This window comes from Polaribacter sp. SA4-12, from assembly GCF_002163675.1.
GTDB lineage: Bacteria > Bacteroidota > Bacteroidia > Flavobacteriales > Flavobacteriaceae > Polaribacter.
Genome location: NZ_CP019334.1, coordinates 1569855 through 1596234, shown reverse-complemented (window position 1 = coordinate 1596234; position 26380 = coordinate 1569855). Strand labels below are relative to the sequence as shown.

Below are 26380 nucleotides of genomic sequence, written 5' to 3'. Positions count from 1 at the left end.
TATAATAAACTAGTATACAAGAAATCTATATTACATCAGTTTTGTAATGATTTCTAAAAAGTCTAATTTATCTATAGTAGTTGATTATTAGAAAGATAGGAATTGTATATAACTATATTCAAAAATAAAATAAAAAAAAACCGTTTTTTGTTTTTATAAACTAAAAAACCTTTATATATTTGCAGCCGCATTCAGGGAATACCTGATGAGACACACTGGAGAAATGGCAGAGCGGTCGAATGCGGTAGTCTTGAAAACTATTGACTGTAACAGGTCCGGGGGTTCGAATCCCTCTTTCTCCGCTTAGAGAATCACAATTCTCTCCAAAAGCCCATAAACATTATGTTTATGGGCTTTTTAACTTTCCACAAATATCATATAAAAGCAACGAAATACAAGAGTTTGGTGACCAATTAGGTGTCACTTTTATGTTTTTTAAAGTGACACCTAATTTGGTTTAATTTGTTGTAGATTAGTTAGTTAGGTTTGTTTTAGTAATTAATTTTTCGTATATTTATTACGAATTAATAACTGACACCTATGAATAATTTATTTTCTTTCATCTTTTATATCAAGCGTAGTAAGGCTGATAAGAACGGAAAAGCCAACGTATACTTACGTATAACGGTAAATGGAAAACGTTCAGAGCTAAGTATTTCAAAAAAAGTAGATGTAAATAAATGGGTAGGGGCAGCAGGTAAGCTAAAAGGTGGTTCGGCAGAAGCTCAACAACTAAATAGATATATAGATGATATTTCGAATAAGATTCACAAAATACATCAGAAGCTGGTGGAGGAGAATAAAAAAATTACTGCTCTTAGAATAAAAGAAATCTTTTGTGGTAAAGATGAAAGGCAAAAAATGCTTCTTATAATATTTCAGGACCATAATAATCAAGTGGAAAAATTAGTCGGAAAAGATTTTGCTCCAGGAACACTTGAAAGGTATAAGACTGCAAAAAAACATGTACAAGCTTTTATAAAATTAGATTACAATTTAGAGGATATCAATATAAAAGATGTGAATCATAAATTTATTCATGGTTTTGAATATTATTTAAAGACAGAAAGAAATTGTAGTCATAATACAGCTATTAAGTACATCACTAATTTTAAGAAGATAATCAGAATTGCTTATGCCAATGGTTGGATTAGTAAAGATCCTTTTTATAATTGGAAAGCAAGGCTTAAAACTGTAGATAGAGAATTCTTATCTAAAGAAGAGATTCAAAAATTAGTAGAAAAAGAACTTGCCATTAAACGACTGGATCAAGTTAAAGATATATTTATATTTAGTTGTTTCACGGGATTGGCGTATGCTGATGTTAAAAAATTATCCAAAAATGATATTGTAATAGGTATAGATGGAGACCGATGGATAAAAACCAAAAGAACAAAGACCAACACGAGAAGTAACATTCCGTTGCTAATTACTGCAGAAGCTATTTTAGAAAAGTATAGTGAGCATCCGGATGTAGTACAAAGTCAATTCTTATTACCTGTTTTAAGCAATCAAAAAATGAATGCTTATTTAAAAGAGATAGCAGATGTTTGTGAAATTAATAAAAACCTCACCTTTCATTTAGCACGTCACACTTTTGCTACTACGGTCACTTTAACGAACGGTGTACCTATAGAATCCGTTAGTAAAATGTTAGGACATAAATCACTAAAAACGACCCAACATTATGCTAAAATTTTAGATAGAAAAGTAAGTGAAGATATGCAGGCATTAAAGAATAAGTTCTTAGAACAAAAATCGAATGATTTTAATTCTGAGGGTTTAAGTACGGGGAGTTAATTTAACCATTTTATTTGATGTTTAATTTTAGTAACTATTTAACCAATAGGATCTTTACGTTTTAATTGTTTATTTTTAGACAATTGATTTTGCTAAGATTAAACTATGAAAAGAATCCTCCTACTATTCGAACAACATAATGTTCGTCAAAAAGACATTGTCTTAAAAGAAAAAATATCTATTGATATTCTAAAAGAACAAATAGAAATATCGAAAGATACCCTACAAAAGTTAAAAGTAAGTATCAGAAATATTAATTTTAAAAATAATTCTGAAGAGATTTATTTCTTTAAGCAGATCAAACCCAATATTTATGCAGATTTTATTTTTTATACAGAACAATTAAGATATTTAATTAGTAAACCAAATACGACAAATTCTATCTTAAAAAATTACATAAAAAATGAATTAAAGAAAATAGAAGGTAAAAAGAGAAAAAATATTAAATTCTATAGATATATCAAACAAAAAGGTTTTAATCTAGATAATTGCTATTTTTTGAGAGAAAATAAGCAATTAGAAGTCTTTGATATTGATTTATCAGCTTCTCTTGATAATGAATTTTATACAAGCCATGATACCTTGGCGGCTGAAGTTATTGCTTATGAATTATTAACCAACTTCTATAAAAAAGAAATTAAGATTATTTCCAATCTTGAAGAAGGTCGTTTTGATACAAAACACAATGATGAAATAAATTCTAATTTAAATTGGACAAGTTCTAAAACGGATTTAGTTGAATTGATTTATGCGCTCAAAGTTTCTGGAGCTATAAATGGAGGAGCTGTTAATATTAAAGAATTGATAGAAACCGCTTCTAAATTATTCAATATAAATATTTCTAACTTTTACAAAACCTATTCTGAAATTAAAAACAGAGGAAAAGAAAGAACAAAATTTCTAAATACATTAGTTAATAATTTAAAGACAAAATTAGAGTATGATGATAGTCTTTAGTTTTTCGTAACCTCAACGTAACTACGAAGAATTTTAAAAAGTTAAAAAGAGTACAAAATCATTAGTAAAATAGAGCTATTGATCGTTTTAACAGCGAAAATATTTTTTTCGGTAGTAACGAATAACTACCGAAATTGATTCAAAATATCTTCAGATGTTTGCCTAACGAAAGTCAAAATCGTTGGTTCACGAACACATATTTCTTTAAATAGTAAAAATCGTGAGCTAAATTAACCCAAAGAGGCTGCATGCAATGTGGGGGCATTCTGCAGCTTCTTTATTAAAATAAAGTTTATGTCAGCAACAATTATTACCACAGAAGATCTTCTAGAATTTAAACATGAGTTATTAGAAGGTATCAAAGAAATGATCAATAATCAGTCTAGTTTTGCGCCAAAAAAATGGTTAAAATCATCAGAAGTTAGAGAGTTATTGAGTATTTCTCCAGGAACATTACAAAATTTCCGAATCAACGGAACATTGCCATATTCTAAAGTTGGTGGTGTTATCTACTACGATTATGAAGATATTCAAAAAGTATTAGAAGATAACCGTATTGATAACAAATATTGACGCTAGTTTCATACTAAAGTTCTTTTGGTATTTCATCGCGAGCATCGTGAAAGCAATCTTAGTATGAGAAGTTGAATTTAAAATCCAAGGATTGAATTTTTGTTTCTTTTTGTTTCAAGACAAAATGAAATAATCAAATAAAAAGTACATGAATAAAAGCTTTATTTCTTTATGCAAAAAGTCAATTACATAAAACATCTAAAAGGTGTGTTTATTCAATTCTCTAAAGACAATCGTTTAAATCCAACACACATAAGTCTATACGTTGCATTATTCCAAATTTGGAACAGCAATCGGTTTTTAGAAGAATTCTATATTAATAGAGAAGAGGTGATGAGTTTTTCAAAAATAGGCTCAAAATCAAGATATCATAAATGTATCAAAGAATTAAACCATTGGCAATATATTATTTATTATCCATCACACAATCCATTCAAAGGCAGTAAAATTAAGATGTTCGATTTCGGGACAACCTCTGGACAAGTGCTGTACCCAAGCAGTCCTAAAAATGGACAAGCACTGGTATCTATTAATAAACATATACAAACTAATAAAAACATTAATAAACTTGACAAGCCTAAAAATGAAAAAATAGTAATTGATTTTTTTAAAAAAGAAAACTGGCCAAAAATTGAAGCTCAAAAATTCTTCAATCATTATCAAGGCATTGGTTGGAAAGTTGGTGGGAAAACAAAAATTGTTAATTGGCAAGCCACTGCCAAAAATTGGATGCTAAAAGCTGAGGAGATAAAAAACAAACAATCTTATAAACCAGTTAGCCAAAACTCTGTCTCGAGCTTGACGAGAGGTCAAGACAACCTAAAAACAACTAAAAATAAAAGCTACAATAAACCTCTTTGATGCTATGCATCATTCAGAACTTGTTTCAGATTCTCAAAAATAGAGTTGTCATTGCGAGGAGAAACGACGAAGCAATCTCTTTATATAACAAATACAATACAAAGTCAGAATCTAAACCGACCTATTCAATTTTTAAATCAGATCAAAAAAATGAGTCAGGATTTTTAACCGCCATCGAATCTGGCAGGCGAGTGTCTTCAGTTTAAAAATCACGTAAAATGAAATGCTGTTTGACACTGACTGTAAGGAAGTGGAGTTCATTTCATTTAGTGATTGAGAACTAGAAAGACCGCCGAAGATTCAAGGCTAGATTTTTTTGCTACTTTTTTGATCAATGCAAAAAAGTAAGGATTAAAAAATAAATAAAACAAAACCCAATACACAGTCAGAATCTAAAACCGACCTATTTTATTTTTCGTAAGAATTCAATTTTTATGGAATTCAGAGAACCCAAATAGCCTGCGGTCTGGGTTCGGAAATGGAATAAAAAGTAGAAATCAAGTAAAATAAAAGTGAGTCTTGATTTTTGAATACTTTTTATCAAGAAAAAGTATTAGCATTAAAAGGAAAAGAAATAATACCCAATCTCTAAATTAGTAAGTAATGAGTACCATTCATTCAACATACAATCCACAAAACCCTAGTATAGTTTCTATAGAAAGTACCCAATACCAATTAGGAGAACTAAAAGGAAATCACATTGAATACGATTTCAATAAAATGCTAATATTTCTAGTAGCAAAAGGAAAATCTCTATTTGGCCAAAACTTCAAAATCTTCAAAGAAGACCTAGAAATTATATACAAGCTATGTGTGTACATTATTCAAGACGAAGAGAGTTGTAAAGCACATAAAATAGACCCAAACAAAGGCATTCTATTATCGGGACCTGTAGGATGCGGAAAAACAACATTAATGAAATTAGTAAGACATATAACGCCACATAAAAAAGCATATAAAATAATCCCTTGCCGCAATGCGGTTTTTAGTTTCAATCATATAGGATTTAAAACAATTGAAGATTATGGAAATGATGGTTTTTATTGCTTTGATGATATTGGTATTGAACCTATGGGAAAACACTTCGGAGTAGATTCTAATGTAATAGGCGAAATTTTACTTTCTCGGTACGAGTTGTTTACTCGTAATCCAGAACTAGCTTCAAGATCTTATAGTAAAACCTCAACGGCAAAAAGTGGAAAGGCAATAGTAACACATGGCACTACAAACCTCAACGCAGATGAAATTGAAGAAAGGTACGGAAATCGAGTGCGTTCTAGAATGAGAGAACTCTTTAATTTAATTGCGTTCGATAAAAACTGTAGCGATAAAAGAAAGTAGGTTTCAAAATGTTATTGCGTGGATTTTTAAGTTTTACTGTGCTTGGTCGAAGTATGGCAACCTCATCAAAATAATCACTTTAGGTACAGTGTAAACTCCTCCAAATATATTTTTTGTTGCTTTTTAGATTATTTAGTCGAATCTATATTTTTTGTCTTGGGTAAATTTAATAATGGAGGCATCCTCAAACGGGTAAAACATTAAAACCGATCTATCAATATATGATCGATAAATATATCTGTAGTAAATAAAGGTTTAAGATATTTAAAGGAATTCTGTTGTTTTTTCGATTTTTTAGGTGAATTAAAATCTAAGTATGAAATCACTTTCTTACAATAAGCAATAATTCCCAAAGCTAAGTAACATAATGCGCAGTTATACTGCTCTTCCGTAAAAACTTCAGGCACTAATGCCATTATGTAAAATAGCGGCTCAACGCTGCTTAAAATAATAGCAATAAGTTTATTAGTAGCTATTCATTAACACCAGTAAAATAAAAAAGTCGTGAACTAAATAGCAGAATCCTGCCGCATAAAATAGAAGATAAAAAGAATTAATAGACAATTTTTAAACCTTTAGTGTTTAATATGAAACCATTTTTTCTTGTTTGTTCTCTAAATTTGATTTCACCTCATTAAAATGAAGTTATTTGAAAAACGAAAATTTATCTATTTTTAAAATTCAAACCAGTGCCTTTTTCTTATATGTTTAATTTTATCATATTTAATTACTTATTTTTACTTATAAAAAATTAACAAAATCACATGTTGAATTCAAAAACGAAGTTATTTTATTTTTTTATTTTATTTTTTTCGCAATTAGGAATTGCTCAAAATGCTTTAGAGTTTTCACAATTGTCAGGAGAAAATGTCTCAACACAGAGTATTACTTACGATATTAAACAAGATAGTGTTGGAAATTTATGGATTGCATCTGAAGAGGGTGTTTTAAAATATAATTCTAAATTTTTTAAAATTTATAATAGTTACAATGGTTTACCAGAATCTTTAAGTAACAGGACAAACAAAATTTTTGTAGACTCTAAAAATAATATTTGGGTTGGTTTAAATAACGGTTTTTGTATATATAATAAAGACTTAGACAAATTCGACTTAATAGAAGATAAAAAAAATCTTAATCCGTCTTTAATAAAAGAAATAGGCGAAGATTCAGATGGTAATATTTGGGTTGGTGGGTTTAATGGTTTATGGAGCTATAATGTTACAAGCAAAAAAATAAAAAGGCATATTTCTAAAAAGTCAATTCAGACTTTTGTAATTGTAGGAAATGAAATTTATATTGGGACACAAAAAGGCTTTTTTACATATAACCGAAAAACCGATATCGTAAAGAAAAATAAGCTAAAACCAGGTTTAAAAAATATTTTTTCTATCAATAAAATAAAAAACGATTTATTAGTTGGTACAAAATTTGGAAAATTATTTAAGTTAAAAGTTTCTAATAATAATGTTGTTTTCGATACGATTATTAAAAATTTTTCTCACCGAATTTCTGATGTAATTTTAGATAATTCAGATAATATTCTTGTTGCTACAGATGGAGGTGGTATTTTAAAATTAGATGCTGATTATAACTTAATTAATCAATTTACAGAAGATCCAAATAATATAAATTCAATATCTAGTAATGGTATTTATGATTTAGAAATAAATAAAGAAGGTGTTTTGTGGATTGCTACTTATGGTGGAGGTGTTAATTACGTTGATTTTAATAAATTACCTTTCACTAAAATAGAGCATAAACTTAATAATGAAAACAGTTTAATTACCAATTTTACTAGGTCTATCTCTCAAGACAAAAAAGGAAACTTATGGTTTGGCACCAAAAAAGGGGTTAGTATTTTTAATAAAAAAAATGGAAATTGGAAACATTTGCAGAAGTTTTCGAAAGACAATAAAGTTCAAGCCATTGTTTTAACATTAGAGTCTGATAATAATTTTATGTGGGTTGGTACATATAACCTTGGTTTGTTTAAAGTTAATATTAATGATTATTCGATCGTTCATTATAACTCTCTTTATCCAAAAGAAGACCTAATATCAAGAATTTATAACATAAAAAGAGATTCTAAAAATAATATTTGGGTAGCTGGTATAGAAAAAGATTTAGCAGTTATTTCTCCAGAAAACGAAATTAAAAAATTTCCAATACTTCAAGTAAAAACAATTACAGAAACTTCTGATGGTTTAATGTTGGCTTCTGGTAAAAATGGCGTATACAAAATAAACCTTCAGAATAATAGTTTTGAATTGATAGAAAATTTAAAACCAAATAAAAAATCACTTGCTTTTTCTTCTATTCATTCTGTTGAAGAAACAAAAGATAAAAACCTAGTTATTGGAACAAATGGAGCCGGTATTGTTTTTTATAATCCAAAATCAAAAGAAGTTAAAAAACTAACAATAAACTCAGGCTTACCTTCAGATATTATTCAAGGTATTTTGTTAGATAAAGATGATTTTATTTGGGCTAGTACAACAAAAGGATTGGTAAACATAAAGATTATTGAGAATGACACACTAATAAATGTATTCGATAAAAAAGATGGTCTTGCTAGTACAGAATATAACTATGGGAGTTTTGCGAAGTTAAATGGTGATTTATTTGCATTTGGTGGAGTAAATGGTGTTACTCTTTTTAATCCTGAAAAAATTATTGCTCAAAAACAAAAACCAAAATTAGTTTTTGATGATTTTAAATTGTTTAATAAAAGCATAAAACCATCTGAAAAACCTTTAGGGAAGCATATCAATGAAAAAGAGTTAATTACGCTTAAAAACGATGAAAACTCAATAGAAATTAAATTCACAGGAATACAACATAGTGCTTCTAGTAAAATGAAATATTCTTGGAAATTAGAAGGTTTCGATGAAGAATGGACGAAACCAAGTATAAATAACTTTGCAACTTATACTAATATAGGTAGTGGAGAATATGTGTTTAAAGCCAAAGCATTAAATAAATATAATAATGAAAGTAATACAAAAACGATTAGGATTACAGTTTCTTCTCCTTGGTGGACCACCACTAATGCTTTTATTATTTATTTTATCATTATTGTTTTATTAATTTTTGGAATAATACATTTTACAACGGTTATTATCAATAAGAAAAATGCAGATGATCAAATAGAATTTTTCAACAATATCACACACGAAATAAAAACACCTTTAACAATTTTAATGTCTTCATTGGATAATATTACCAATGAAAAAACAGATGAAAATACTACATCGAATAAAAGAATAAAGACAACTGTAAAAAGAATAAATTCTTTGTTTGAACAAATGCTGAATTTTCATAGAGTAACTTCTCAAGACAGTATTTTTCAAGAAGTATCAAAAATTGATATCAATAAGTATTTAGAAAAAAGAATTTATAATTTTAAACCATTAACAGAAGAACGAAATTTAACGATAGAAGTAAATAACAAATGGGAAAACGAGATTTTTTACTATTATAGAGATGTCTTTGATAAGATTATTTTAAACTTACTTTCGAATGCCATAAAATACTCATTTAACGATGGTAAAATTTTAATCAACTTAAATAAAACTTCTAAGTCAGAACTTAAAATAGAAATAGTAGACCAAGGTTTAGGAATTCCAAAAGATCAACAGAAATATATTTTAAAGCGTTATTACCGAGCAAGAAATGCGATTAATAGTCAAAGTCCAGGAACTGGTTTAGGGTTAATAATGACAAAAAAATTAATTGAAAAAACTGGAGGAAATATTAGTTTTGAAAGTTTAGAAAACAAAGGAACAACTTTTACAATACTACTTAAAAATTTAAAATCTGAATATAAAGAAAGTGCTATTCATGAAAATAATTTGCTAAAAAAAGAACATTCATTAAACGATCAAACAGAAATTGATAAGTTTAGTGATGCTAAAATTTTAATAGTAGAAGATAATGATGAGTTAAGATCTATCTTAGTAGAAGCTTTTGGTACATTTTTTCAGATTTTTGAAGCTAGTAACGGAGTAGAAGGAATAGAAAGTGCTTCTCAAAATTTTCCAGATCTTATTCTAACCGATTTAATTATGCCAGAAATGGATGGAATGGAAATGTCTAAAAAACTTAAAGAAGACATTAACTTAAATCACATACCAGTGTTTATGCTAACTGTTTTACAAAATTCTGCGCAAAAACTAGAAAGTATAGAAAGTGGTGTTTCTGAGTATATAGAAAAACCTATTGATATTAATTTATTGTTGGCGAAAATTATAAATACACTTAAATTTCAAAAGAAATTAAGAGAAAAGTACATTCATGATACTGATGCTGAAAATGCAAATTTATTCAGAAATAAAAAAGATCAAGACTTTTTAATGAACCTAGAAAATAAAGTTATTGAGAATATAGAAAACAATTCTTTTTCTGTGCACGACCTTTCTAAAAGTTTTGGTATGAGTAGAACTTCATTATATATGAAGTTAAAAAATTTAGTAGATTTATCTCCTCAAGATTTTGTAATTCACACCAAATTAAAATTTTCGAAAAATTTATTAATTAAAGGCGAATTAAGTATTAAAGAAGTTGCTTATAGTTCTGGTTTTTCTAATCCAAAATACTTTAGTACTTCTTTTAAAAAATTCTATAGTCAAACTCCTAGTGGTTTTTTAGAAGGGTTAAAAAATTAACTCTTTTACATATTTCTTTTTATTGTTTTTAGTTTTTTTACAAGAAACCTAGTAAAAACAGTCACTTTGACAATTATCGAACCTTTTATGATGTTAATTAAAATCGGAAATCGTAAGGTATAGATAAATTAGCATCATATAAATCAATCCAAATTATGAGAAAAATATTTTATACTCTTTTGTTTTTTTTGCCACTGTCTTTATTGGCTCAAACAACATTAAAAGGGAAAGTCATTGATGATAGTAAGTATCCGCTTCCTGGAGCTTCAATTATTATTAAAGGTAGTACAACAGGTGTAATTACAGATTTTGATGGTAAATTTACGATAAAAATACCTAAGACACCAGCCAGTTTGTTAGTAAGTTATCTTGGTTATACTACTAAAGAAGTTAGAATTACAAATCAAACGACAATAACAATTGAACTAAAGGCCGATAGTGAGCAATTAGAGGAAATTGTTGTCATTGGTTATGGATCTTCTGCAAAAAAAGATTTAACAGGTGCTTTGTCTGAAGTAAAAGAAACTGCAACCGTTGCTGCTCAGTATAATAGTGTTGCTTCTTTATTACAAGGTAGAACTTCTGGTTTACAGGTAAGTTCTAACACAGGTTCTCCGGGAGCACCTGTAAGTATTAGAATTCGTGGTGCAAATAGTTTAAGAGGTAATAATGAGCCTTTATATGTTGTAGATGGTGTAATTATTAATTCTGCGGGTGAAGATGTTTTAGATGGTTCTAGTGATTCTAATGAGAAACAATCAACTCAAAATGGATTAACAGGTATAAACCCAAGAGATATTGAAAGTATGGTGGTTTTAAAAGATGCATCTGCTACTGCAATATATGGTTCTAGGGGAGCTAATGGAGTTGTTTTAATAACAACTAAAAAAGGAAAACTTGGTAAAGCTGTTATAAACACTTTTTTCTCAACAACAATTACTGAAGTAACTAATAGAATACCTGTTTTAGATGGAGTAGGTTTTGCTAATTATAGAAATGATATCGCAGTTCTTAATGGAAACCCTATTGCATATGCAATAGAAGGAAATAGTGTATATTCTACAGATGCTTTAGGTGACAAAACTGGAGATGAACTACGTCAATTAAATTGGCAAGATGAAATATTTAAAACAACTTTCTCTTCAAACATTGGTTTAAACATTAGTGGAGCTACAGAAAAAAATAATTATTATTTGTCTGCAAGTTTTGATGACACAAATGGAATTATTCCAAATACATTTTTAACAAGTTCTAATTTACAGTTCAATTATACGAGTCAATTAAATGACAGGTTAGAGTTAAAAACTAGAATTGGTGTGTATTTAGGAAGAGGTAATATGAATCAAGGAGCATCTATTTCTGGAGGTTCAAGAAGTTTTACAAGACAATTAATTAGTTATAATCCACTTTTAAATGGAGAAATTGAAGATGATCAAGAATTATCTAATCCTTTTAAATTTATTGAAGGTGTTGAAGAAAAAATTAATGAGAAAAGAATAAATGCTTCTGTAAACCTTACGTATTCAATAACTGATAATTTAAAATATCAAATGAGAGCGGGTACTAATTACAGGAACAAAAGTCGTTCTCGTTGGTATGGTGCAGAAACTGCTAAAGGCTCTTTTACAAACGGATACTTAGCACTTGCTAATTTAGAAAAGACATCTTATACATTTGATAACTTATTAATGTATACTAAAAGATTTGATAACAAACATAGGTTAAACGCTACAGTTGGTATTACTTATGATGGTTCAGATTCTAATAATAGTATTTATGAATTAGGAGATTTTCCTATCAGTAATTTAAGAGAAAAAAGCCCCCAATTGGGAGAGTTAGTAATTACTCCTTTTACAGCTTTAAGGTTTAAAGATAATATCTTTTCTTATTTAGGAAGAGCTACTTATACAATTAATAATAAGTATGCTTTTAATGCATCTTTTAGAGCTGATAAGTCATCTAAATTTCAAGGAACAAATCAAATAGGGTACTTCCCAGCGGCATCTTTTGCTTGGACAGCATCAAACGAAAAATTTCTTAAAAATAATGAAGTTATTAATAATTTAAAAGTAAGAGCTTCTTGGGGGCAAGTAGGTAACCAAGCAATTAGCCCTTATCAAACATTTAATAATTATGATGCTGTTTTTTATTCAGATCCTAGCAACTCAACAGTTTTAGGAATAGCAGCTTTAAATATAGCTAACAAAGATTTAACTTGGGAAACGACTTCTCAAACGAACGTTGGTGTAGATCTTAGTTTATTTGATAATAGAATAACTACAAGTATAGATGCATATAGAAAAGAAACAACAGATTTATTAATAAATAAATCATTAGCAACATCTACTGGTTTTCAGAACTTTTTATTAAACCAAGGTGGTTTAGAAAATAAAGGGATTGATTTTACAATTGATGGTTTAGTGGTTAATAAGGAAGATTTTACTTTTTCTATTGGAGGTAATATTTCGTTTAATCAATCTAAAATTACAAATTTACAGGCTTTACCAACAAGTGATATATATATTGATGGAGAATTAATAACCACTCCTTTTTACGAGGGAAGCGCTGTTTCTACAGGAAATAATTTTAAATCGGCTTCAAATGCTTTTATCCAAGGACAAGAAGTAGGCTTATTTTGGGGGTATAAAACTGCTGGAATTTATGAAGATCAAATAGTTGCTGATTCTGGACCAACTTTTAATGGAAATGGAAACTTAGCAGGTGATGTAATTTTTGTTGATGTTAATGGTGATGGAAACATTAATGATTTAGATAAAACTAATATTGGAAATCCTAATCCAGATTTCACATACGGTATCAACACCAATTTAACATATAAAAACTTTACCCTTTCTGCATTATTTAATGGAGTTGTTGGTAATGATATTTTAAACGGAAATTTATTAGTTGAAGCAAATGCACAAGGAGGATCTAATAATATTAGACCAGAAGCTTATAATGATGCTTGGTCTCCAACCAATACAACCGGACAATATCCAAGAATTGGATCTTTAACAGCTACAAATGTACCAAGTGATCGATTAATAGAAGATGGTTCTTTTTTTAGATTAAACAATGTAACACTTGGTTATGATTTTGATATGGCAGAAGGTTCTTTCTTTAGTTCATTTAAACTTTTTGCATCAGGAAATAATTTATTGACAATTACTAATTATAGTGGGTACGACCCAGAACTTACAAGTTTCCTGTATGATGGAACTATCCTTGGTGTAGATTGGGTAGGAACACCAAACACGTCAAGTTTTGTAATCGGTGCTAATATCAAATTTTAAAAATTATAATTATGAAAAATTTATATAAAATATTAATTTTTACCATATTCACTTCTTTATTATATGTGTCATGTGATTTAGAAGAAAATCCACCATTCCTAGCTGAAGAAAATGTTTATACTTCTGTTGAAGGTGCTAGTGCTGCATTGAATGGAATTTATAGCTCAATGGCTAATTTTAATAACTTGAGTGCTGATTTTCATCACGCTACGTTATATATGTCAGGGATGTTTGTAACAAAAAAAGGGTCAGATAAAGCCACTATTGGGAGTTTAACACCAGAGCCAAGTATGAATTATACAACCAATCTTTGGAGAAGTTCATACCAAGCAATTGCGAGAGCAAATGATATGATTGCGAATGTGCCTAGTGATACAGACGATGAAGAGTTAAAGAACATCTTAGGTATCTCTTATTTTTTACGCGCTCATAATTACTTTACTTTAGTTCGTTTATACGGAGGTGTTCCTTTATATTCTTCTCCAGCAACTGTTACAACACTTAATAAAGAAAGAGCTAGTGTAGAAGAAGTGTATGCTCTTATCATAGCGGATGCAGAAAAAGCAAAGAGTTTAATGTTTGATGCAGGTATGCAAACAGGTGGTAGACCAGGTAAATATGCTGCAAGTATGTTATTAGCAAAAGCATATTTAACTTTAGCAGGAAATGATAATGCAAGTCCTAATTGGAAAAAAGCGTATGATGAAGCAATTCAAGTATATGGTAAATATTCTTTAGTTGCTAACTATGGTAATTTATGGGCATCAGAAGGTACTGCGAATAATAATACAGAATCAATTTTTGAAATACAATTTAACGAAGAGAATTCATCTGTATTAACTAAATTATTTACTCCAAATGCAGCATATCCTGGTAGAGGTTGGGAACGTTTTAGAGTGAATCCTGAAGTTGTAGATGCTCACATTGCAAGATATCCAGGTGACCCTAGAATCGACTTTACTTTCGTGTCAGAATACTTAAAACCAAATGGACAAACTGTAAAAGTATATCCAGCAAGAACTAGAGCAAGTTTTAATAATTCTTATCCTTGGGTAAGTAAATACTTTATTAAAGATCAAACGGCTACAACAGATGCTAGTAATTTTAATTATGTACACTATAGATATGCAGATTTATTGCTAATGTTAGCAGAAATTGAAAATGAATTAAATGGCCCTGCAAATGCATATACTTATGTAAATGAAGTTTTAACAAGAGCAAGAAATACAGCTGCAAGTGCAGAACCTGCAGATTGGTCTGGTTTAAGTCAAGATGATTTTAGAGCTGCTATAATGAAAGAATATCATTATGAATTATTAGCAGAAGGGCAAGACTTTTTTGTTGGTCATAGAAGAGGTTATGATTTCTTTAAAACGAATTATATAGATGTTCATAATTCAAGAAATGATAAATCATTTGATATTACTTACCCAGACAACAATAAGGTAATGCTTTTTCCTATTCCAAGTGTAGAAATTGATAGAAACGAAAAAATTTCTGGTACGGATCAAAATGTAGGTTACTAAAACATATAATTCAGAGAAGTCTAATTAATTATTAATTAGACTTCTCTTTCAAATACCTTTTTTTAATTGATGTTAGATAAAATATTTTTGCAAGTAATTTTAATTACAATACTCTTATCATCTTGTTCTTCTAAAGAAACAAGTAATTTTAGTAGTGCAATTTATTTAGAGAAAACACAAACAGTTGAAGAAAGAATAAATGACCTAATGTCTAGAATGACGATTGAAGACAAAGTCTATCAAATGTGTCAATATGTAGGCTTAGAACATATGAAAAAAGCAGAAACGAAGCTTTCAAAAAAAGAGTTAGATAAAAATGACGCTCAAGGTTATTATCCTGGTTTGAATAGCGATAGTATTGCAAAAAGAATTACGCAAGGTAAAATAGGTTCATTTTTACATGTACTTACTGCTAAAGAAGCGAATTATTTACAAGAATTAGCATTAGAATCTCCTTTAAAAATACCATTATTAATAGGTATTGATGCAATTCATGGAAATGGATTGGTAAAAGGAGCTACAATTTACCCTTCTCCAATTTCACAAGCAGCAACATTTTCTGATGATTTAATAAAAGAAGGTAGTAGACAAACTGCGTTAGAAATGAGAGCCAATGGAATGCATTGGTCTTTTACCCCAAATATTGATGTATTAAGAGACCCTAGATGGGGAAGAACAGGAGAAACTTTTGGAGAAGATCCTTTCTTGGTTGGAAATATGGGAGTTGCAACTATAAAAGGTTTACAATCTGATGATTTTAACGGAGAAGATAATGTAATAGCTTGTGCTAAACATTTAATTGCTGGTAGTTCTTCTATTAATGGTTTAAACGCTGCACCAACAGATGTTTCTAAAAGAACACTGTTCGAAATTTTCTTACCACCTTATAAATGTGCAGTAAAAGAAGCGAATGTTTTTTCAATTATGACAGCTCATAATGAAGTTGCTGGTTTACCTGGACATATGGATTCTTTTATGATGACTGATGTTTTGCGAAATCGATGGAATTTTGATGGCTTTTATGTAAGTGATTGGAACGATATTTCTAGAATTGCTAATTGGCATCACGTAGCAAAAGATTTTAAACAAGCTATTGAATTTTCTGTAAATGCAGGAATGGATATGAACATGCATGGCCCTTTTTTTGATGAACATCTTTTAGAATTGGTTAAAGAAGGTAAAGTTTCAGAACAAAGAGTAAATGATGCTTGCTACAAAATATTAGAAGCTAAGTTTAAATTAGGGTTATTTGAAAAACCTTTTGTGGATATAGAAAAGGCTAAAAAAATAAATTTTAAAAAAGCGCATCAAAAAACGGCTTTAGAACAAGCTAGAAAAGGAATTGTTTTACAACAAAATAACACCAGTTTTTTACCAATTTCTCAAAATGGAAATGGAAAAACTATTTTTATTACAGGTCCAAATGCAAACAACCATACAACTTTAGGAGATTGGGTTAAACCGCAACCAGAAGAAAATATTATTACGATGGTAGAAGGAATTTCTGACCTCGGAAAAAAATATGGTTACAAAATTAAGTATTACGATTCTGGAAATCGATCTAAAGAAATAACAAATTCTAAAATTCTTGAAGCAGAAAAGAAAGCAAAAAAATCTGATATTATTGTATTGGTTTTAGGTGAAAATTCTTTTCGTCACGATGCTAGAAGAAAAACTACAGGCGAAAATGTAGATAGAGCTACATTAAAATTATCTGGAAACCAGATGAGTTTAGCTAAAAAAATGTTAGCAACAGGCAAACCTGTTATTGTAGTTTACGTAAGTGGAAGTCCAATTGCAGAACCTTTATTAGAAGAAAAAGCAATTGCAGTTCTAAATACTTGGGAAACTGGAGCTTTTGCAGGACAAGCAACGGCAGAAATATTGTTTGGAGATATGAATCCTTCAGGAAAATTACCGTTAACAATTCCAAGATCTGTAGGTCAATTACAAATGGTTTATAATCATAAGCCAACTAATTTTATCCATAAATATAATACAGAACTTAAAACCCCTCTATACCCATTTGGTTTTGGTTTGAGTTACACAAAATTCCATTTTGAAAAACCAATTTTATCAAAAGAAATTTTCACCAATAAGAATGATGTTATTACTGCTAAAGTAAAAGTTACAAATATTGGAAAAGTTACAGGAGATGAAATAGTACAATTATATATAAGAGATAATGTAAGCTCATTTACAAGACCTGTAAAAGAGTTAAAAGCATATAAAAGGATTTCACTAAAACCAGGTGAATCTAAAATAGTTTCATTAAACATAACAGCAAGTAGTTTAGCAATGTATGATAAAGACTACAATTTTGTTATTGAACCTGGAGAATTTACAATTATGACAGGTAATTCATCTTCTTCAAAAAACTTAAAAGAGACTATTTTAATTTCTAAAGGTGATATAAAACTAGAGCACTAAAATGATCAAAATAAAAAAATATATTCCTATTTCTTTCGCCATTGTTACGGCTTTATTCGTTTTATCTTATTGTGGAAATAAAACAATAAATAAGATTTCTCAAAATAAAACCATCAAAGAAAGACCTAATGTTATTTACATTATGGCTGATGATTTAACGACACAAGCAATTAGTGCTTATGGAGGTATTTATAAAGATATTGCTCCAACGCCAAATATTGATAGGCTTGCAAATGAAGGTATGCTTTTTCAAGATGTTTTAACTACAAATGCTATTTGTGGACCTGCTAGAGCAGCAATTCTTACAGGTAATTATAGTAATTTAAATGGGTATTACAAAAATGAAAGAGGAGGGAAGTTTGACCAAACAAAATGGACTTTCCCACAAGAATTTCAAAAAAATGGATATCAAACTAGTTTATTTGGTAAATGGCATTTAGGTACAGAACCTCAGGGTTTTGATACTTTTAAGTATCATAACTCAGCAGGTCAGCAAGGTATGTATTGGAATCCTGTTTTTAATGAAAATGGAAAAGATGTTAAAGAAAAAGGATACTCTACAAATCTAAGTACAGATTTTGCAATGAATTGGTTAGAAAAAGATCGTAATCAAAAAGCTCCTTTTTTAATGGTTTTGCAATACAAAGCGCCTCATAGACCTTGGGAACCTGACACAAAATATGAAAAACTTTGGGATGATATAGAAATGCCTTATCCAGCTACTTTTAATGATGATTATAAAGGGAGGGAATTAACTGCAGGTGATGCTGAAATGACAATGGATTATTTTTCACGAAGAGATATGAAATTGGAAACTCCAAAAGAATTAAAAGGAAAGGAAAAACTAAAATGGGAATTTTATGGAGCAAAACCTGGCGAAATAGTTCAGCCAAAGAATTTGTCTGTAGAAGAAGGCAAAAAATGGAGATATCAAACATATATAAAAGATTATTTAGCTTGTGTTAAATCTGTTGATGATAATATTGGTCGTGTTTTAAAGTATTTAGATGATAATGATTTGGCAGAAAATACAGTAATTGTATTAACTTCTGATCAAGGATTTTATTTAGGAGATCACGGATTCTTTGACAAACGTTTTATTTATGAAGAATCTCTTAGAATGCCATTTATAGTTAAGTATCCTAAAAAGGTAAAAGCTGGTAGTATTAATGAAAATATTATTACAAATATAGATTTTGCACCTACTCTTTTAGATTTGGCAAACATAGAAACATCAGTGTCAATGCAAGGAAAAAGCTTTCAACCAATTTTATTTGGAAACACTCCAAATGATTGGCAACAATCGATGTATTATCATTATTATGAATTTCCTTATTGGCATCACGTTCAGCCTCATTATGGTATTAGAACAGAGCGATATACATTAGCACATTTTTACCATAATATAGATGTTTGGGAATTATATGATTTAAAGAAAGATCCAAAACAAATAAATAATAGTATAAACGATCCTCAATACACGAATGTAGTTTCTAAATTGAAACTAGAACTTAAAGGTTTAATGAAGAAATATCAAAATAACAAACCTTTAGAAGATTTCAGAAATATAACCAATACAGATTTTGGTTCAATCGTTGAAGGCAAAAAAGGAGAACCTTCAGTTCAAGATATTATTACGAATAAAAAGAAATAAAGTTTTTTAACCTTTTTGATTCTCTTTTCTTCAAAATGAGAGCTATGAGCTAAAAGTTAGCGAATTGGCTCTCATTTTGACGATATAAATACCTCTTCTGATTTTAAGTAGACCATTCTCTTTAGCTTTCACTCTATTTTTACTTCACTAATTACAAGACTAATAATACGTTTTCTTAAAGAGTTCGAATTTATCTGTCTTCTATTTTATTTAAATGAAGAAACTAAAATTAAGAGAAAAAATTGGATATGCCTTAGGTGATGGAGCCGCAAATATTGCGTGGAGAGGTGTCGCTACTTTTTTATTTATTTTTTATACGGATGTTTTTGGATTGAGTCCAATAACTGTTGGTGTCTTATTTTTAGTCGCTCGTTTTAGTGATGGAATTTCTGATATTCTAATGGGAATTATTGGTGATAGAACCAATACAAAGTATGGTAAGTTCAGACCTTGGATTCTTTGGACTGCAATTCCTTTAGCAGCTATTCTTTCTTTACTATTCACAAGTCCAGATTTTAATGATTCAGGAAAAATTGTGTATGCATATATAACATACATTTTATTCACTCTAATTTATACAGCCAACAACATTCCTTATGGAGCATTAATGGCTGTTATGACTGGTGATGATAAAGAGCGTGCAAGTTTAGGTTCTTACAGAATGGTTGGCGCTTTTGCTGGAGGAATGTTAGTGCAAGGAGCTTTATTATATTTAGTGGCAAGTTTTGGAAACATTAATCCAAACATAGAAATTCAACAGATTGAAAAAGATTCTTACAAAGTAAAAGTTTCATCCAAAGATAATTACGAAAACGTAAATATCAAAACAGAAAACGGAATTGCAACTTTTTCTATGATTGATAAAAAAGAAGAACCATCCAAAGGAAAAAGTTTTTCTATGATTGCTGATGAGACATACACTTTTTATGTTTCTGGAGAAGAAAATTTAAAAACTTCAAGTATTTCAATTATAAATCAAGACAAAGGCTATAGCAATGCTATGTATGTAATGTCTGTATTTTTAGCATTGTTACTTTTAGTTACTTTTTTCACAACAAGAGAAAGAGTACAACCTCCAAAAACTCAAAAGCACAATTTAAAACAAGATTTTAAAGATTTAATTTCGAATAAACCTTGGTTAATTTTATTAATAGTTGGTTTGTTATTCAATATTTATAATTCCATAAAACAAGGAATTGTAATTATCTATTTCACACATTATTTAAATGACCAGTTATTAGCTGCTTCTTTTTTAATAGGATTAATGATTGCTTCTATTTTCGGAGCAATGGTTACTGCTCCGTTGAGTAAAAAATTTGGTAAAAAGAATCTATTTATTGGTGCCTTATTATTTTCTGGAGCCATTAATAGTTTATTTCTTTTTTGTTCACCAGAAAATACAACAGCCATATTTTCTATCGGAATTATCTCAGAATTTACAGCAGCAATTTTTCCAACATTATTTTTTGTGATGTTAGGTGATGCAGCAGATTATTCAGAATATAAAAATAAAAGAAGAGCCACAGGACTCATTTATTCTGCAGGTTCTTTCGCGACAAAATTTGGTGGTGGAATTGCAGGTGCAATTATAGGTTTAGTTTTAGGAATGTATCATTATAATGGTCAAGATGCTGTTTCAATTGAAGGAGCAATTCCAGGAATAATAATGTTAATGAGTTGGATTCCTGCAATAATTACAATAATGGCTGCAGCATTAATGACATTGTATCCATTAACACAAACAAAAACTTCTGAAATAACAAAAGAGTTAAACTCAAGAAGACAATTAGAACAAAATAACAACATCATATAATTATGAAAAAATTTCCAGAAGATTTTATTTGGGGTACAGCTACTTCTTCTTACCAAATTGAAGGAGCTGCTGATATAGATGGTAAAGGACCTTCTATATGGGATTCATTTTGCACTATTCCAGGGAAAATTGCAGAAGGAGAAACGGGTAACATAGCTTGTGATCATTACCACAAGTTTAAAGAAGACATTCAATTGATGAAAGAGATGGGCGTAAAAGCATATCGATTTTCAATTGCCTGGGCCAGAGTAATGCCCACAGGAAAAGGAGATGTTAACGAAAAAGGAATTGAATTTTATTCTGAATTAATTGATGAACTTCTTAAAGCCGGTATAGAACCTTGGGTAACACTTTATCATTGGGATTTACCACTTGCTTTACAGTTAGAAGATGATGGTTGGTTAAATAAAAATATAACGAATCATTTTTCGGAATACGCAAATCTATGCTTTGATAGATTTGGAGACCGTGTAAAAAATTGGATTACATTAAATGAACCTTGGGTAGTTTCTATTTTAGGGTATGGCCAAGGTGTATTTGCTCCTGGAAGGTCATCTAATTCAGAACCTTATCTCGCCGCACATCATTTAATTATCGCACATGCAAAAGCAGTTGCAGTTTACAGAGAAAATTACGGGCATCAGGAAGGGCAAATCGGAATTTCTAACAATTGTGATTGGCGTGAACCTCTTACTGATAGCGAAGAAGATAAACAAGCAGCGCAAAGAGCTCTTGAGTTTTTCTTAGCTTGGTTTGCAGACCCTGTTTATAAAGGTGATTACCCAACTGTTATGAAAGAAAAACTGAAGGAACGTCTTCCTAAGTTTTCGGAAGATGAGAAAAAAATGATAAAAGGTTCTTCAGATTTTTTCGGATTAAACCATTATACAACAATGTATGCCGCACATTCAGACGGTACTAAGCAAGAAGAAATTTCAGTTAATGGAAATGGAGGTATCTCAGAAGACCAAGATGTTAACTTGTCTTTAGACAAAAGTTGGGATGTAACGTTAATGGACTGGGCAGTTGTGCCATGGGGTTGTAAAAAACTGCTAAAATGGATTGACGATCGTTATGATCAACCAAACATTTACATCACTGAAAACGGTTGTGCCTATCCAGATAAATTAGTTGATGGAAAGGTTGATGACCAAGAAAGGGTCGATTTTTATCAAGGATACTTAAAATCTTGCCAAGAAGCAATTGAGGATGGTGTTAAATTGAAAGGTTATTTCGCTTGGTCATTTATGGATAATTTTGAATGGGCCTCAGGATACGAAAAACGATTTGGTTTGCATTATGTTGATTTTGAAACTTTAGAAAGAATTCCAAAAAAGTCTGCACTTTGGTTCAAAGATGCTATCGAAAAGAACAGTGTTGAATCAAATAATATAATCAAACAAAAAATTAATTAATTATGGCAGAAAATACAAACCAAGTTGTTAGTAACGAAGACAAAGTTCCTTTTTCGAAGAAACTAGCTTATGCTGCAGGTGGTCCAGTAGATATTTTAGGAGTTTGGGTAATGGTAAGTATTGCTTATCAAGTATTCAACTTCGAGTTAAAAATGCCTCCAACTTATGTGGCGATTATTTTAATGTCGTTACGTCTTTGGGATGGAGTTATGGATCCATTAATGGGTTGGATTTCTGATAATTTTCGTTCTAAATGGGGACGAAGAAGACCTTTTATTTTAGTGGGTGCAATTTTAGCAGGTTTAACATATCCTCTTATTTGGTGGTTTCCAACAGATATGAGTCAAGAAGGAATAATGTTTTGGGTAATTGGTTTCGGAATTTTATTCTACACCTGTTTTACAGTTTGGGCAATGCCTTACCAAAGTATGTTAATGGAAATGACCCCAGATTATAATGAACGTACAAGAGTTGCAGAAATACGTGGGTACTTTCAAACGGTTGCCGGTTTTTTTAACGGTTGGGTTTGGTGGTTAAGTATGTTGCCAATTTTCTTTATTGATGGTGTTGCAAGTCCGGTTAATGGAATGCGTTACATCAGTATTATAATTGCTGTTATTATATTGGTTATGGGAGTTATACCTGCCATTTTTGTAAAAGAACGTTACTATGAAACAGATTTAATTCAGAATCAGAAAAAGGTAAAACTAACAGATAGTTTACGAGAAACATTTTCTAATAAACCCTTTATAATTTTATGTTTATTAACACTATTTTTCTTATTAGGAACCTCAATTTTTGATAGTTATGGTCGATATGTTGGAACCTATTATGTATTAGGTGGCGATTGGAATGAAGGTGCAAAATTTGCAGGTTATGGAACATTTGTGTACACAGGTTTCAGCTTTCTATTTATACCTCTTTTTAGAAAATTATCAGAAAAAATAGGAAAACCAAAAGTCTTAATGATTTCTATGATAATTGTAGTTGTAGCAGTTACAACAACTTGGTGGACGTTTACACCAGATAATCCATGGTTAATGTTAATGAATACAGCTTTTATTGGAGCAGGTTATGCCGGTTTATGGCTAATGATACCTTCTATGCAAGTAGATGTAGTTGATTATGACGAATTAAAAACGGGTGAAAGACGTGAAGGTAGTTTTGCTTCTATATTTTCTTGGGTTCTAAAATTCAGTTTTGTAATTGGTTTTATGATTTCTGGGCCTGTAATTGAAATGACTGGTTTTGATGCTAATTTAAATGGTAATCAAGCAGAAGGTGTTTATGATATTATGAGAATTGGCTTTTTAGTGATACCAATTGTATCCTTATTAATTGCAATTTTACTGTTAAGGAAGTTCCCAATTACAGCTGAAAAAGCATCAGAAATTAGAGTGCAATTAGAGGAAAGAAGAGGGAAGGTTTAATAGTAAACAGCAAAGTTTACTTCGTGAAATAAAAATTAAAAAAGTTATAAGATTTGTGAAATCCGTGATATTCGTGTCTATTTTTTAGCACACAGAAAGGATTTTAAAACGAATCAAACCAATAATCAACGTAAAAATATATTAAAATGAAATACGGATATTTTGATGACAACAAAAGAGAATACATTATTACAAACCCGAAAACGCCAGTAAAATGGACGAATTATGTGGGTACATTATCTTTTGGAGGTATAGTAGATCAAACAGGAGGTTCTTTAATTTGTAAAGGCGATCCTGCATTAAATAGAATTACAAAATATATTCCACAATTACCAGGATCAGATTTTAAAGGAGAAACTTTATACATCAGGTTTAAAGATGAAAATGGGAAAAATAAAATATTTTCTCCATTTTTTGTACCAACTTTAGATGATTACGATTTATTTGAATGTCACGTTGGTTTGTCTTATCAAAAAATAATATCAGAATTTTACGGAATTAGAACAGAGGTTACCATTTTTGTTCCAAATGAAGAAAATAGAGTTATTCGTAAGATTGAAGTAAAAAATATAAGTGGAAAAGAATTAGAAATAGATGTAATTCCTGTTATAGAATTTACACATTTCGATGCTTTAAAACAATACACAAATGCAGATTGGTGTCCTCAAACAATGACAATGAGAGCCAATAAAAATACAGATGGAACTTTGCTTTTACGTCAGTATGCTTTTATGAAAAAAGATACTGAAAACAACTTCTTTACATCTAATTATCCAGTAGATTCTTTTCAAACTGATAGAAAATTATTCTTAGGAGATAACGAATACGGAACTTGGAAAAATCCATTGGAATTACAAAACGAAAGTTTATCTAATTTCGAATCGAACAGAGGAGATAATATTGCCGCTTTATTGCACAAGTTAGGAACTGTTTCAATCGGAGAAACGAAAACGGTTATTACGCAATTAGGACAAGGAGCGCCAAATGAAATTGAGAAAAACGCAGAAAAATATAAAGATGTTGCTGAGGTAGATAAAGCTTTCAAAGAATTGTCAGAATTCTGGGATGATTATTTATCAAAAGCATCATTTAATACGCCAGATTCAGCATTCAATTCAATGGTGAATATTCACAATCCACGTCAATGTCATACGACATATAACTGGTCTCGTTATTTATCTTTATATCAATTAGGTTTGGGAGCAAGAGGAATTGGTTTTAGAGATAGTTCTCAAGATATTTTGGGAATTTTATCTGCAATGCCAGAAAAAGGAAAAGAATTAATCAAAAAATTAATATCTGTTAAGAAAGAAGATGGTTCTGCAATGCACCAGTTTTTCCCTTTAACAATGGAAGCTAACGAAGGTGATTCTCGTGAAGAATCTCACTTAAAAGACTTTTATGGTGATGATCATTTATGGATTGTACAAACGGTAATAGAATATATTAAAGAAACAGGAGATTATGATTTCTTAGAGGAAGAAATTACTTTTTATGATAAAGAAGTGAAATTAAAAGATCGTAAAAAAGGAACCGTTTTAGAACACTTAAAACGTTCTTTAAATTTTACAAAGAACAATTGTGGTCAACATGGTTTACCAATGTTAGGTTTTGCAGATTGGAATGATACTGTAAACTTACCTGGAGATTCTGAAAGTATTTTTAATGCTAATCTTTACGGAAAAGCATTAAACGAAATGGCTGCTTTGTTAGATCATTTAGGAAATACAGAATTAGCGGATACATACAGAAAAGACCACGCTCATATGAAAGAAGTGGTAAATACAAATTGTTGGGATGGAGATTGGTATTTACGTTATTATGAAGATAATGGAAACGCTATTGGATCGAAAGAAAATAGCGAAGGACAGATTTATACAAATGCACAATCTTGGACAATCTTAGCGGGTTTTGCAACTCCTGAAAGAGCTGAAAAAGCGTTAGATTCTGTGGAAGATAAATTGAATACTAAATTCGGAATTAAATTATCTTATCCAGGTTATAATGGATACGATGAAACCAAAGGTGGTGTAACAACATATCCTCCAGGAGCAAAAGAAAATGGTGGAATCTTTTTACATTCTAATCCTTGGGTGATGATTGCAGAAACGATGATGGGTAATGGAGACAGAGCTTTTCAATACTATAATCAAATAAATCCTGCATCTAAAAATGATATTATAGATACTTTTGAATGTGATCCATATTGCTACCCACAAAATATTTTAGGTGATGAACATCCACAATTCGGAATGGCAAGAAACTCTTGGTTATCAGGAACTTCTTCTTGGACATATCAAGCAGCTACAAAACACATAATGGGAGTTCGTCCAGATCATAAAGGATTAACAATTGATCCTTGTATTCCTAAAGCTTGGGATGGTTTTTCTGCGGTTCGTAAGTTTAGAAACGCAACATATAACATCACTGTTACAAACCCGAACAATGTTTCTAAAGGTGTTGTTTCTATGATTGTTGATGGTCAAAAAATAGAAGGAAATATTGCTCCTGTTTTTAATGATGGAAAGGAACATTCAGTAGTAGTTATTTTAGGGTAAATTTTTTAAAACAAATAAATCCTGCAAGATTTAAAAGCCTTGTGGGATTTAAATATAATCTT

At 30.1% G+C, this 26380-nt stretch carries 14 protein-coding genes and 1 tRNA gene; all 15 read left to right on the top strand.

Annotated elements, in window-relative coordinates:
* Positions 1 to 217 precede the first annotated feature (217 nt).
* Positions 218 to 302 (top strand) — tRNA-Ser (locus tag BTO07_RS06775).
* A gap of 238 nt (positions 303 to 540) precedes the next feature.
* Positions 541 to 1800, top strand: coding sequence for a site-specific integrase (locus BTO07_RS06770; RefSeq protein WP_087520513.1), 1260 nt, complete (start codon positions 541 to 543; stop codon positions 1798 to 1800).
* Between the two features lie 105 nt (positions 1801 to 1905).
* On the top strand, positions 1906 to 2757 hold the full coding sequence (locus tag BTO07_RS06765; RefSeq protein ID WP_087520512.1) for an RteC domain-containing protein: 852 nt from the start codon (positions 1906 to 1908) through the stop codon (positions 2755 to 2757).
* Positions 2758 to 3051: 294 nt separating this feature from the next.
* The gene (locus tag BTO07_RS06760; protein ID WP_087520511.1) at positions 3052 to 3330 is read left to right on the top strand and encodes a helix-turn-helix domain-containing protein; all 279 of its coding nucleotides are present in this window, start codon (positions 3052 to 3054) and stop codon (positions 3328 to 3330) included.
* A 171-nt stretch (positions 3331 to 3501) separates the two neighbouring features.
* Positions 3502 to 4191 (top strand): hypothetical protein, encoded by a 690-nt coding sequence (locus BTO07_RS06755; protein ID WP_087520510.1) that lies wholly within the window; start codon positions 3502 to 3504, stop codon positions 4189 to 4191.
* A 603-nt stretch (positions 4192 to 4794) separates the two neighbouring features.
* Positions 4795 to 5532 (top strand): ATPase, encoded by a 738-nt coding sequence (locus BTO07_RS06750; protein ID WP_232457100.1) that lies wholly within the window; start codon positions 4795 to 4797, stop codon positions 5530 to 5532.
* A 764-nt stretch (positions 5533 to 6296) separates the two neighbouring features.
* The gene (locus BTO07_RS06740; protein WP_087520508.1) at positions 6297 to 10199 is read left to right on the top strand and encodes a hybrid sensor histidine kinase/response regulator transcription factor; all 3903 of its coding nucleotides are present in this window, start codon (positions 6297 to 6299) and stop codon (positions 10197 to 10199) included.
* Between the two features lie 155 nt (positions 10200 to 10354).
* On the top strand, positions 10355 to 13492 hold the full coding sequence (locus tag BTO07_RS06735; RefSeq protein ID WP_087520507.1) for a SusC/RagA family TonB-linked outer membrane protein: 3138 nt from the start codon (positions 10355 to 10357) through the stop codon (positions 13490 to 13492).
* Between the two features lie 11 nt (positions 13493 to 13503).
* Complete coding sequence (locus BTO07_RS06730) at positions 13504 to 15018, top strand: RagB/SusD family nutrient uptake outer membrane protein (protein WP_087520506.1); 1515 nt, start codon at positions 13504 to 13506, stop codon at positions 15016 to 15018.
* A 69-nt stretch (positions 15019 to 15087) separates the two neighbouring features.
* On the top strand, positions 15088 to 17448 hold the full coding sequence (locus tag BTO07_RS06725) for a glycoside hydrolase family 3 N-terminal domain-containing protein (protein ID WP_087520505.1): 2361 nt from the start codon (positions 15088 to 15090) through the stop codon (positions 17446 to 17448).
* Between the two features lies 1 nt (position 17449).
* The gene (locus tag BTO07_RS06720) at positions 17450 to 19102 is read left to right on the top strand and encodes a sulfatase family protein (protein WP_087520504.1); all 1653 of its coding nucleotides are present in this window, start codon (positions 17450 to 17452) and stop codon (positions 19100 to 19102) included.
* A gap of 214 nt (positions 19103 to 19316) precedes the next feature.
* Positions 19317 to 20915, top strand: a complete 1599-nt coding sequence (locus tag BTO07_RS06715) for an MFS transporter (RefSeq protein WP_087520503.1) — start codon at positions 19317 to 19319, stop codon at positions 20913 to 20915.
* A 2-nt stretch (positions 20916 to 20917) separates the two neighbouring features.
* Positions 20918 to 22330 (top strand): GH1 family beta-glucosidase, encoded by a 1413-nt coding sequence (locus BTO07_RS06710; RefSeq protein ID WP_087520502.1) that lies wholly within the window; start codon positions 20918 to 20920, stop codon positions 22328 to 22330.
* 2 nt (positions 22331 to 22332) lie between these two features.
* Positions 22333 to 23760 (top strand): MFS transporter, encoded by a 1428-nt coding sequence (locus BTO07_RS06705; protein WP_087520501.1) that lies wholly within the window; start codon positions 22333 to 22335, stop codon positions 23758 to 23760.
* A gap of 146 nt (positions 23761 to 23906) precedes the next feature.
* On the top strand, positions 23907 to 26318 hold the full coding sequence (locus tag BTO07_RS06700) for a GH36-type glycosyl hydrolase domain-containing protein (protein ID WP_087520500.1): 2412 nt from the start codon (positions 23907 to 23909) through the stop codon (positions 26316 to 26318).
* Positions 26319 to 26380 lie beyond the last annotated feature (62 nt).

Coding starts and splice junctions, on each gene's coding strand:
- BTO07_RS06770 (WP_087520513.1), top strand. CDS start 541: ATGAATAATTTATTTTCTTTCATCTTTTATATCAAGCGTAGTAAGGCT.
- BTO07_RS06765 (WP_087520512.1), top strand. CDS start 1,906: ATGAAAAGAATCCTCCTACTATTCGAACAACATAATGTTCGTCAAAAA.
- BTO07_RS06760 (WP_087520511.1), top strand. CDS start 3,052: ATGTCAGCAACAATTATTACCACAGAAGATCTTCTAGAATTTAAACAT.
- BTO07_RS06755 (WP_087520510.1), top strand. CDS start 3,502: ATGCAAAAAGTCAATTACATAAAACATCTAAAAGGTGTGTTTATTCAA.
- BTO07_RS06750 (WP_232457100.1), top strand. CDS start 4,795: ATGAGTACCATTCATTCAACATACAATCCACAAAACCCTAGTATAGTT.
- BTO07_RS06740 (WP_087520508.1), top strand. CDS start 6,297: ATGTTGAATTCAAAAACGAAGTTATTTTATTTTTTTATTTTATTTTTT.
- BTO07_RS06735 (WP_087520507.1), top strand. CDS start 10,355: ATGAGAAAAATATTTTATACTCTTTTGTTTTTTTTGCCACTGTCTTTA.
- BTO07_RS06730 (WP_087520506.1), top strand. CDS start 13,504: ATGAAAAATTTATATAAAATATTAATTTTTACCATATTCACTTCTTTA.
- BTO07_RS06725 (WP_087520505.1), top strand. CDS start 15,088: ATGTTAGATAAAATATTTTTGCAAGTAATTTTAATTACAATACTCTTA.
- BTO07_RS06720 (WP_087520504.1), top strand. CDS start 17,450: ATGATCAAAATAAAAAAATATATTCCTATTTCTTTCGCCATTGTTACG.
- BTO07_RS06715 (WP_087520503.1), top strand. CDS start 19,317: ATGAAGAAACTAAAATTAAGAGAAAAAATTGGATATGCCTTAGGTGAT.
- BTO07_RS06710 (WP_087520502.1), top strand. CDS start 20,918: ATGAAAAAATTTCCAGAAGATTTTATTTGGGGTACAGCTACTTCTTCT.
- BTO07_RS06705 (WP_087520501.1), top strand. CDS start 22,333: ATGGCAGAAAATACAAACCAAGTTGTTAGTAACGAAGACAAAGTTCCT.
- BTO07_RS06700 (WP_087520500.1), top strand. CDS start 23,907: ATGAAATACGGATATTTTGATGACAACAAAAGAGAATACATTATTACA.